Origin of the sequence: Paraburkholderia sp. (assembly GCF_034668105.1) — a bacterium.
Classification (GTDB): domain Bacteria; phylum Pseudomonadota; class Gammaproteobacteria; order Burkholderiales; family Burkholderiaceae; genus Paraburkholderia.
Window position 1 is genome coordinate 1 of sequence record NZ_JAXDPY010000165.1, and the last position, 10137, is coordinate 10137.

At 61.3% G+C, this 10137-nt stretch carries 10 protein-coding genes and 1 pseudogene; 9 read left to right on the forward strand and 2 right to left on the reverse strand.

Annotated elements, in window-relative coordinates; genetic code table 11:
• Positions 1 to 976 precede the first annotated feature (976 nt).
• Positions 977 to 1122 (reverse strand): annotated as a pseudogene (locus QOC89_RS07765) (transposase); the annotation flags it as partial.
• A gap of 188 nt (positions 1123 to 1310) precedes the next feature.
• Here QOC89_RS07765 and QOC89_RS07770 point away from each other — a divergent pair.
• From QOC89_RS07770 to QOC89_RS07780, 3 genes are all read left to right on the forward strand, one after another.
• Entirely contained in the window at positions 1311 to 1874 is a 564-nt protein-coding gene (locus tag QOC89_RS07770) for a chromate transporter (protein ID WP_323044494.1), read from the forward strand.
• Positions 1875 to 1876: 2 nt separating this feature from the next.
• Positions 1877 to 2455, forward strand: coding sequence for a chromate transporter (locus QOC89_RS07775; RefSeq protein ID WP_323044495.1), 579 nt, complete (start codon positions 1877 to 1879; stop codon positions 2453 to 2455).
• A 193-nt stretch (positions 2456 to 2648) separates the two neighbouring features.
• The gene (locus QOC89_RS07780; protein WP_323044496.1) at positions 2649 to 2942 is read left to right on the forward strand and encodes a DUF1330 domain-containing protein; all 294 of its coding nucleotides are present in this window, start codon (positions 2649 to 2651) and stop codon (positions 2940 to 2942) included.
• Between the two features lie 6 nt (positions 2943 to 2948).
• Here QOC89_RS07780 and QOC89_RS07785 read toward each other — a convergent pair whose 3' ends face one another.
• Positions 2949 to 3341, reverse strand: coding sequence for a DUF302 domain-containing protein (locus tag QOC89_RS07785; protein WP_323044497.1), 393 nt, complete (start codon positions 3339 to 3341; stop codon positions 2949 to 2951).
• A 328-nt stretch (positions 3342 to 3669) separates the two neighbouring features.
• Between QOC89_RS07785 and QOC89_RS07790 the strand changes: the two genes are divergently transcribed.
• The 6 genes from QOC89_RS07790 to QOC89_RS07815 all read left to right on the forward strand — a co-directional run.
• Complete coding sequence (locus QOC89_RS07790) at positions 3670 to 4638, forward strand: AraC family transcriptional regulator (RefSeq protein WP_323044498.1); 969 nt, start codon at positions 3670 to 3672, stop codon at positions 4636 to 4638.
• 171 nt (positions 4639 to 4809) lie between these two features.
• On the forward strand, positions 4810 to 5862 hold the full coding sequence (locus QOC89_RS07795; protein ID WP_323044499.1) for a sugar ABC transporter substrate-binding protein: 1053 nt from the start codon (positions 4810 to 4812) through the stop codon (positions 5860 to 5862).
• Positions 5863 to 5980: 118 nt separating this feature from the next.
• Positions 5981 to 6811, forward strand: a complete 831-nt coding sequence (locus tag QOC89_RS07800) for an ATP-binding cassette domain-containing protein (RefSeq protein WP_323044500.1) — start codon at positions 5981 to 5983, stop codon at positions 6809 to 6811.
• Positions 6808 to 8091: a sugar ABC transporter permease gene (locus tag QOC89_RS07805; RefSeq protein WP_323044501.1), complete on the forward strand. Its 1284-nt coding sequence runs from the start codon at positions 6808 to 6810 to the stop codon at positions 8089 to 8091. Before QOC89_RS07800 ends, QOC89_RS07805 begins: the two co-directional genes overlap by 4 nt.
• A 229-nt stretch (positions 8092 to 8320) precedes the next feature.
• Complete coding sequence (locus QOC89_RS07810; RefSeq protein WP_323044502.1) at positions 8321 to 9049, forward strand: SDR family oxidoreductase; 729 nt, start codon at positions 8321 to 8323, stop codon at positions 9047 to 9049.
• A partial coding sequence (locus QOC89_RS07815; protein WP_323044503.1) for an FGGY family pentulose kinase occupies positions 9046 to 10137 on the forward strand: 1092 nt, incomplete at its 3' end. The genes QOC89_RS07810 and QOC89_RS07815, both read left to right, overlap by 4 nt.

Genomic DNA, 10137 nt, shown 5'->3' on the forward strand with positions numbered 1-10137 from the left:
CACCAGTGCTGGCCTGGTCAGCGCCGCGCCACCGGACTGCGGATAGGACTGCGCTGGGGGAGCGCTGTAATACGGATCGTCTTCGAGCGGAAACGTCACTATCATGAAGCGGGGATTCCTTGATGAAAAAAAGTCAGGCCGTGCTACCCGGGCGCACGCATTAACCGGAAACGGGAAGAATTCCGGGGTGAACGTGCCTTGCCGGAACGCTGAGCGCAGATCCAGCGAGTTATTGACCCAACCCAACCAGGCCGAACCCCGCATCACTGCCGCGCAGATCCTCCTGAACTCCGTGCATCGTTGCGTAGCCGTCATCGACCATTCGCTCATTGAGCGATTCCCCGACACGCGACCGGATAGGAGCCCTCGAGTTAACTGCTTTCAACGTTGTCGACTCCTTTGTCGACTCAATACACGCTTGCGCCGGATTACACTATGCAAACAGGCTGATTATTCGCATTCAATTAATTGATGGCGATTGAGTTGGATCGGAAATTACATGTTTAATAGGACGAAAAACAACCGGTCGTCCATTAAAGCAGATCTATATTAATCTTGACTGCCCTGCATTTTTTAATGAGATAAAATATTTAGAGTAATTATTCCACGACGAATCCGGTCAGAACAGCAACCTTGCTGAATCACCAATCTTCATTAAATTCAATGCAATAGACCATCTCCAGATATCTTTGGATGGCAGCATAAAATAGTTTCCAAAGACACAAATTGACAATCAAAGACAATTTTTTACCACACCAATCATTGACACAATATTTGCGAGTTGGCGATAATCCATCGCCCGAGATACCACAATGAAACTCACACGATAGAAGCACGCAACATTAACCGATATATTTGGTTATGTTTGCCCGGCCGCGCAACAAAGAGATCCACTGCGGCATTGCTGCACTGAGCGAATTAGCTGTATCGGCATGAATAACGAAATACAAACACGCTATGACGATTTCACGGCAGGGGTCTGCTGGTACACCATCTCCCACGGCGGAAAGTCATTGGGTCGCATCCGCCATGGCGCTACAGCGGGCTGACGTCCATTAGCGTCAAACAGGGCGCCGCGAAGCTCCATTCTTCGTCGGAGACATCAGTGGGGTAGCTTTTGCGGTTTGCGGTTTGCGCTTTTCATGCCACCACGATTCCAGATCCGACCGAAGGTACCTGACACGCTCTAGCCGCAATCGGCGTCCGGAAGCCAACCTCCGGTTGTTATAATTTCCCTGCGCACATAATATGACCCGCTCGTGAGGCGCAACTATTTCGCCTGCCATACGTCAATCTGACTACAAGATTCGATGTCCAAACAAATCGCTAACACGAGTCCGCCCACTCTCTCCGGGCTGTTCTTCATATTCAGCCGTATTGGGCTCACCAGCTTCGGCGGCGGGCTGAGCGGGTGGCTATTGCGCGAATTCGTCCAGGATCGCGACTGGATCAGCGAAGAAGACTTTTTGAACGGCCTCGCCATTTCGCAGGCACTGCCGGGCATCAACGTCAAGAACATGGCGATCTGGATCGGCCACCGGCTGCTCGGCTGGCGCGGCGCACTCCTGGCGGTGGCCGGCATCATCATCCCGCCCGCGATTTTCATCATCATTCTCGGCACCGTTCTCAGCCGTTTGATGCAATTCCCGCTTGCTCACGTTCTGCTTGCAGGGGCCGCCGCCGCGGCTACCGGGCTGTCGTTGTCAATGGGCGTGACCACCGCGCGCCGCGTGCCGCGCAGACTCCTGCCTCTGCTTTTTCTCGCGGGCACCTTCGTCGCGGTCGGCATATTGCGGCTGCCGCTGGTGTGGGTCGTGCTCGGCGGAGGCGGCCTGAGCGTGCTTGTCGAATACCTCAAACTGCGCAAAGCCTAGCCATGCCGAATCGCATTCTTCTACAGCTGGCGGGAATTTTCGCGCCCCTCTCACTGGTGACCATCGGTGGCGGCCAGGCCATCATTGCCGATATTCAGCGGCAGGTCGTGGACGTGCATGGGTGGATGACACACGCCCAGTTCGGCGTCGACTTTGCCATTTCGCGGATGGCGCCGGGCCCAGGCTCCTTGCTGGCCACCTTGATCGGCTGGCAGATCGCGGGCTTCTGGGGCGCTGTCGTCGCGACGCTGGCGTTGCTCGGCCCAACCGGCATTCTGATCTACGGCGTGACGCACATCTGGACACGTTATCAGGGGGCGGCGTGGCAACTGGCGCTCGAACGCGGTTTGCGCCCCGTGGCATCCGGCATGATCCTCGCTGCGGGCTGGGTCCTGCTGAAGTCGCTCGACGGCGGCCCGCCGGCCATAGCGATTGCGCTCGTTTCGGTGGCGGTCCTGCTCAGTACTCGAATCAATCCGTTGCTTCTGTTGCTTTGCGGCGCGTTGCTGCTGTTCGGCATGTCCGAGCTCGGCGGCAGCCTCCCCGCCATGCTTCAGGTGCACATGGCGAGTCAGACCTAGCGCCCGCGAATATCCTGCGGTAGCCGGCGCGCGTCGATAGAACGATCGGCGCACCGACTCGCGGCGTCATGACCGGGCCGCGCACAAGACAGCCGTTTCGTCCGTCAATGCGCAACGCCGATCGATGACATAATTCCCTCGACGTTGCTTGCAACGCAATCACCACGTTCACGCCGCAAACAAGGAGATTCATATGAGCAAGGGATACTGGGTAACCACATACCGCGCAACGAAAGACCCGGCGAAACTCGCCGCATACGCACAGCTGGCACCCGCTGCCGTGGCAGCCGCCGGCGGCAAATTCCTCGTGCGCGGAGCAGCCGAGGAGGTTCGCGAGCAGGGCTTGAAGGAACGCACTGTCGTAATCGAATTCCCCACTTACGAGCAGGCCGTTGCCGCATACGATAGCGACGCCTACAAGAAAGCGCTCGAGGCGCTCGGCGACGGCGTGGAGCGCGATCTGCGAATCGTGCGCGGCACCGACTGACGCATATCAGCCGGCCGCCGCTGCCTGCACGAGCGCGCCGATGCCATCAATCGCTTTCATCAACTCTGCAGGCGCGTCATGCCGTGCCTGCAGATAGCCCGTCGCGTTATACGAGAGCCACACCTGGCCACCGTTCTCCTGCCACACCAATACCTTTAAAGGCAGGTCGAGCGCCATGGTCGGCGCGGCCTGCATCAGCGGCGTGCCCGCTTGCGGATTGCCGAATATAAACAACTGCGACGGATTCATCACCAGTCCCGCGCGCGCTGCATCCGCTGCGAAATCAATGCGGGCGAACAAGATGAGGTTTTTCGCTGCAATCAGCGTCGCGAGTGCCTCGGCGGCCTGCTCGACTGTGCGCTGCGTGGACACGGCGACGATGCCGTTGACAGGGAACATGGATTTCTCCTGGAAGTGACAGGACGAAGCGGCACAAAGCGAGTACGAACGCGTGTCGCTGCCATAATGAATCGAAGGTCAGATGAAGACGGGAAGCACTGACGCGCTTCTCGTCACCCATCCATTCTGAGCCCGAAGCGCAAGCCCCGCACTGCACAAAAATTGACTCCAGATACCCTACGGACTTACCCGAATGCAATAAAGTATTAGTTCGCGGTCTTATTTTCAGTGGCAGGTTATCCGCGACAAGACTAACTTTCTCCCATGGCGACGCGCGATATAGGCGCTGCGAACGCCTAAAAGCTGAACAGGCTCAGGAGGAAGACAGATGCCCACGACGCTGGCTGCCACGGCGCGTATCGATGCGCGCCACGCCAACATCGCCCAGCCGGATCTGGAGCTGGTCGCCGTGCCGCGCGACGAGTCCTTCAAGGTGTGGTCGCACGGGTATCCCTATCGCACGGTGCGCTGGCACTTCCATCCCGAATACGAAATTCAGCTGATTACGTCGACGACGGGCAAATACTTCGTCGGCGATTACATCGGCAATTTCACGCCGGGCAATCTCGTGATGGTGGGCTCGAATCTGCCGCACAACTGGGTCAGCAACGTGCCGCATGGTGAGCATGTGGATGAACGCTGTCTGATCGTGCAATTCGATGCCGCGTTCGTCACGCACGCGATCAAGGTTTTCCCGGAGTTCAAGCGCGTCGAGTCGTTACTCGATGCCTCGCGTTGGGGTGTGCTGTTCACTCCCGAAACGGGTGTGGCTGCCGAGCCGATCATGCGCGAAATGCTGGGTGCGAAAGGCATGCGGCGCATCACGTTGTTTCTTGCTTTGCTCGATTTGCTGGTGCAAAGCGTGGCGCCCGTGAAGCTGGCGAGCGCCGCTTATTGCGCGGACCCGGCGCGCTATGCCGAGACGCGTATCAATCACGTGCTGTCCTATGTTGGCAAGAACCTGTCGCAAGAGTTGCGCGAAACGGAGTTGGCCGAACTCGTGGGACAAAGCGTGAGTGCCTTCTCACGATATTTCCGCCGGCACACCGGCGTGCCGTTCGTGCAGTACGTGAACCGCCTGCGCATCAATCTCGCGTGTCAATTGCTGATGTCGGGTGAATTGAACATCACCGATATCTGCTATCGGGTCGGCTTTAACAACCTGTCGAATTTTAATCGCCAGTTCCTTGCCTTGAAGGACATGTCGCCTTCGCGATGGCGCGCGTATCAACAACTCAATGCGGCGAGCGCCACCGAACCGCCTGACGCCGCGCCTGCTCCGGAAACGTCGGGCTAGCGCCACGAAAGGCTACAACCCGCGATCTGGACACTGCCAACCGCACTAACGAGCTATTAACGAGCTATTAACGAGCGACTAACGAACTTCACGAATTTCAACAAGAAGCCTCACCAGCGGCTCAACCACGGCAGCACCCGCGCCGGAATTTTCTAAAAATGGAGACATTCGATGACCCGACGTTCGAACCACCTCATCGGCGCCAGCGCGCTGAGCCTGTTGATCAGCACCGCGGCATGGGCCGCCCCCAGCGGCACGGTCGCTTTTCTGATGCCTGACCAGGCGTCGACCCGCTACGAACAGCACGACTTCCCCGGCTTCAAAGCCGAAATGGGCAAGCTCTGTCCCGACTGCAAGGTGCTCTACCAGAACGCCAACGCCGACGTCTCGACGCAGCAGCAGCAGTTCAATTCGGTGATCGCGCAAGGCGCCAAGGTGATCGTCCTCGATCCGGTCGATTCGACGGCCGCCGCGTCGCTGGTCCACATGGCGCAGAGCCAGGGCATCAAGGTGATCGCGTATGACCGGCCCGTACCGTCCACGCCGGCCAACTACTACGTGTCGTTCGACAACGAAGGCATCGGCAAGGCAATTGCGCAATCGCTGGTTCAGCATTTGAAAGAAACCAATGTGCCGACCAGCAAGGGCGGCGTGCTCGAAGTGAATGGTTCGCCGACCGACGCCGCAGCGGGATTGATCAAGAAAGGTATCCACGCCGGACTGCAAGGCAGCGGCTATAAAACGCTAGCCGAGTACGACACCCCCGACTGGGCGCCGCCGAAGGCGCAGCAGTGGGTCAGCGGGCAGATCACGCGCTTCAGCTCGCAGATTGTCGGCGTCGTGGCGGCGAATGACGGCACGGGCGGCGGCGCCGTCGCGGCCTTCAAGGCCGCCGGCGTCAATCCGGTGCCGCCCGTGACCGGTAACGACGCGACGACCGCGGGCTTGCAGTTGATCATCGCCGGCGACCAGTACAACACCATTCTGAAGCCGAGCGAGATCGTCGCCGCCGCAGCGGCGAAGGTCGCCGTCGGCTTCCTGTCCGGCCAGACCCCGAAGGGTGAAACAACGCTCTTCAACACGCCCGCGCAACTCTTCAAACCGGCGGTCATCACGGCGAAGAACCTCAAGACGGAGGTTGTCGACAAGGGCTTCGCGAGCGGCAAGGATCTGTGCACCGATCGCTATGCCGAAGGATGCAAGAAGCTGGGCATCACGTACTAAACCGGTGCGAATGTAAATGTGACGCCCGGCGGCGCCAATGCGGCGCGAGCGCGCCGCAAAATCCCGGACGGACCCGGCGCATGCCGGGTCTCTCTACTCTCGATGAGGTATCCGTCCCATGACTGACAACTCCACAACACGGTCCAGACGTGGCGAACTGGTACTGAGCCTGCGCGGCGTCTCGAAGCACTTCGGGGCCGTGTCGGCCCTGACCGACATCGAACTCGACGTGCACGCCGGCGAAGTCGTCGCGCTCGTCGGCGACAACGGCGCCGGCAAATCGACCCTCGTGAAGGTTCTCGCCGGCGTCCACCAACCCAGCGCCGGCACCATCACGTTCGGCGGTAAGGAAGTCACGCTGTCCAATCCGGGCGCGGCGCTCGATCTCGGCATCGCCACGGTGTTCCAGGACCTCGCGCTGTGCGAAAACCTCGACGTCGTCGCGAACATCTACCTCGGGCGTGAGCTGAATCCGGCGCGCCTCGACGAGGTCGCGATGGAGGTGAAAGCCTGGACGCTGCTGAACGAATTGTCGGCCCGCATTCCGAGTGTGCGCGACGTGGTCGCCTCGCTATCGGGCGGCCAACGCCAGACCGTGGCGATCGCGCGCTCGCTGCTGCTGGACCCGAAGCTGATCATGCTCGACGAGCCGACTGCGGCCCTCGGCGTGGCCCAGACCGCCGAGGTGCTGAACCTGATCGAGCGAGTGCGCGATCGCGGTCACGCGGTGATCATGATCAGCCACAACATGGAGGACGTTCGCGCCGTGGCGGACCGGATCGTGGTGCTGCGCCTTGGCCGTAACAACGGCGTCTTCTATCCGGACTCCTCGAATCAGGAGCTGGTGGCCGCGATCACCGGCGCCACCGAGAACGCCGTGTCGCGCCGCGCCGGCCGCCGCCAGGCGGAACAGGCCGAACAGGGCACCTCGACCAGGGAACCATCATGAGCAACGACATCCAAGGCGCCCCGCAGCCTGAAGCGCAAGGCGCGCCGCAGCCGTCCACGCTGCTCGACCGCAGCGATATCCGCGTCAAGCACGCCACCGGAGTCAGCGGCACCGTGGGCGCTTTCGTCGACCGGGTGCGCTCCGGCGATCTGGGATCGCTGCCGGTCGTCGCGGGCCTCGTGATCATCTGGACCGTGTTCACCAGTCTCAATCCTGTGTTCCTCTCGGCGGACAATCTGGTGAATCTGCTGTTCGACTGTTCCACGGTCGGCGTGATCTCGCTCGGTATCGTCTGCGTGCTGATGGTGGGGCAGATCGATCTGTCGGTGGGTTCGATGAGCGGCTTTGCTTCCGCGCTGCTGGGCATGCTGTGGATCAATCACGGCTGGCCGGTGTTGCTGGCGATCGTCGCGGCGCTCGTCGTCGGCGCGGTGGTCGGCGCCATCTACGCGTTTCTGCTCAACCGGCTCGGCATGCCGAGCTTCGTCGCCACGCTGGCCGGACTGCTCGCGATTCTCGGGATGCAGCTGTACGTGCTCGGCGCGAGCGGGTCGATCAATCTGCCGTACGACTCGGCGATGGTGAACCTCGGGCAACTCATCATCATCCCCGCTGTCGTCGCGTATCTCCTCGCGCTGGTACCGGGTGTCGTGATGCTGGTGATCGGGTTGCGCACGCGTGAACGCCGCCGTGCGTCCAATCTCTCGGCGCCCTCGGTGGGTAGTCTTGTCGTGCGGGCAGTGGCTATCACGATCCTGTTGGAAGTGGTGGTGGCTTACCTTAATCGGGGACGCGGCGTGCCGCTGATGTTCGGCATCTTCCTCGGCCTCGCGGTTGCAATGGACTACGCACTCAAGAGAACGCGTTGGGGCCGCTCGATGCATGCGGTCGGCGGCAATCACGAGGCAGCGAGGCGGGCCGGTATCAATGTGAGCGCGATCTACACCAGTGCGTTCGTGTTGTGCGCCAGTCTCGCCGCGCTCGGCGGCGTGCTGACCGCGGCGCGGCTCGCCTCGGCCAGTCAGCAGGCCGGTACCGGCGACGTGAACCTGAATGCGATTGCCGCGGCCGTGATTGGGGGCACCAGCCTGTTTGGCGGGCGCGGCAGTGCGTTTTCGGCGGTGCTGGGCATTATCGTGATTCAGTCGATTGCCAGTGGGCTGACGCTGCTGAATTTATCGTCGTCGCTGCGGTTCATGATCACGGGGGCGGTGCTGGCAATCGCGGTGATCGTGGATTCTCTGGCTCGGCAGTCGAGGGTTTCGCATGGGCGGGCGTAGTTGGATCAGGACGGTAGGTGTTTTATATGGATTGGGGTGGGCGCTGATGCGGTGACTCCGGTCGACCGCAGAAATTGCATGGGTCCAGAGTTAACGCTGAGTAGTAACTCTGGTCGACCGCGTTGCATGGGACCAGAGTAAGCGCTAAAGCGCTAACTCTGGTCGACCGCTGTGCATGGGACCAGAGTAAGCGCTAAAGCGCTAACTCTGGTCGACAGGAGAACAGTCAATGAGTGAATCCATCAAGGGAAAAGTCGCCGCCATCACAGGGGCGGCATCGGGTATCGGCTTCGCGTGCGCACGCACGCTGATCGAGGAAGGCGCAAAAGTCGTTCTGATCGATCGCGCGCAGGACAAGCTCGTGCAACTGTGCGCAGAACTGGGACCGAACGCGTTTCCGCTGGTCGTGGACCTGTTGCAGCCAGCAGAAGTATCCGCGATGCTGCCACGCATCCTCGGGGTTGCCGGCGGCCTCGACATCTTCCATGCCAATGCCGGCGCCTACGTCGGCGGCGAAGTGGTGGACGGCAATCCGGATGACTGGGACCGCGTCCTCAACCTGAACGTCAATGCCGCGTTCCGTTCGGTCCACACAGTGCTGCCGCACATGGTCGCGCAGCAATCGGGCGACATCATCTTTACGAGTTCCATCGCGGGCATCGTCCCGGTTGTGTGGGAGCCGATCTACACCGCGTCGAAATTCGCGGTGCAGGCCTTCGTCCACACCACGCGTCGCCAACTCGCCAAGCATGGCGTGCGGGTCGGCGCGGTGTGTCCGGGTCCGGTCGTCACTGCGCTCCTCGACGACTGGCCGAAGGCGAAGATGGACGAAGCACTCGCGTCGGGCAGCCTGATGCAAGCCCAGGAAGTCGCCGATGCAGTGTTCTTCATGCTGACGCGGCCGCGCAACGTGACCATCCGCGATCTCGTGATTCTTCCAAACAACGTCGATCTATGACCTCGACAAACCCGACCTCCGGCGCGACACCCAGCACGCGCGATGCGCGCTATGTCATCGGCGTGGACGTCGGCACGGGCAGCGCCCGGGCCGGCATTTTCGACCTTGCCGGCAACATGGTGGCCTCGGCAAGACACGACATCACGCTGTTCCACGCGAGCGGCTCCATCGTCGAGCAGTCGAGCGGCGAGATCTGGAACGCCGTCTGCCATGCCGTGCGAGACGCGCTGTCGCAGGCCACGGTATCGCCCGATCAGATCGACGGCATCGGCTTCGATGCAACCTGCTCGCTCGTCGTGCTGGGCGAAGGTGGCCAGCCGTTGCCCGTGGGCCCGTCCGAGCAAGCTGAGCGTGACATCATCGTGTGGATGGACCACCGCGCCGTTGAGCAGGCCGAACGCATCAACGCCGCGGGCCATGAGGTGCTGAAGTTTGTCGGCGGCAAGATCTCGCCGGAAATGGAAACGCCGAAGCTGCTGTGGCTCCTCGAAAACAGGCCAACGGTCTTCGCGGCGGCATGGCAATTTTTCGATCTGACCGACTTTCTGACCTGGCGCGCGACAGGGGATTTGTCGCGCTCCACTTGCACGGTGACCTGTAAATGGACCTATCTGGCGCACGAGCGGCGCTGGGACGAGAGTTACTTCCGCAGCATCGGCCTCGGCGTGCTGGCGGACGAGGCCTTCACGCGCATCGGCCAGAGCGTGGTCGACCCGGGAACGCCATTAGGAAGCGGACTGACGGCCACCGCCGCGGCGGAGCTCGGTCTGCGAGTCCGAACGCCGGTCGCAACCGGCGTGATCGATGCTCATGCCGGAGGGATCGGCACCGTGGGCGCCAATGACGAACCCGAGTCCTGCCTCGCCTACGTATTCGGCACCTCGTCGTGCACGATGACCACGACCCGCAGCCCGGTCTTCGTGCCCGGGGTATGGGGGCCGTACTTCTCGGCGATGGTGCCGGATGCATGGCTCAACGAGGGCGGCCAATCGGTAGCGGGCGCAGCGATCGAACGTCTGCTTTCGATGCACCCGGCAACGCCAGACGCCCGGCGCCGCGCCGCGAGCGAAGGCCAGTCGCTGCCGGTG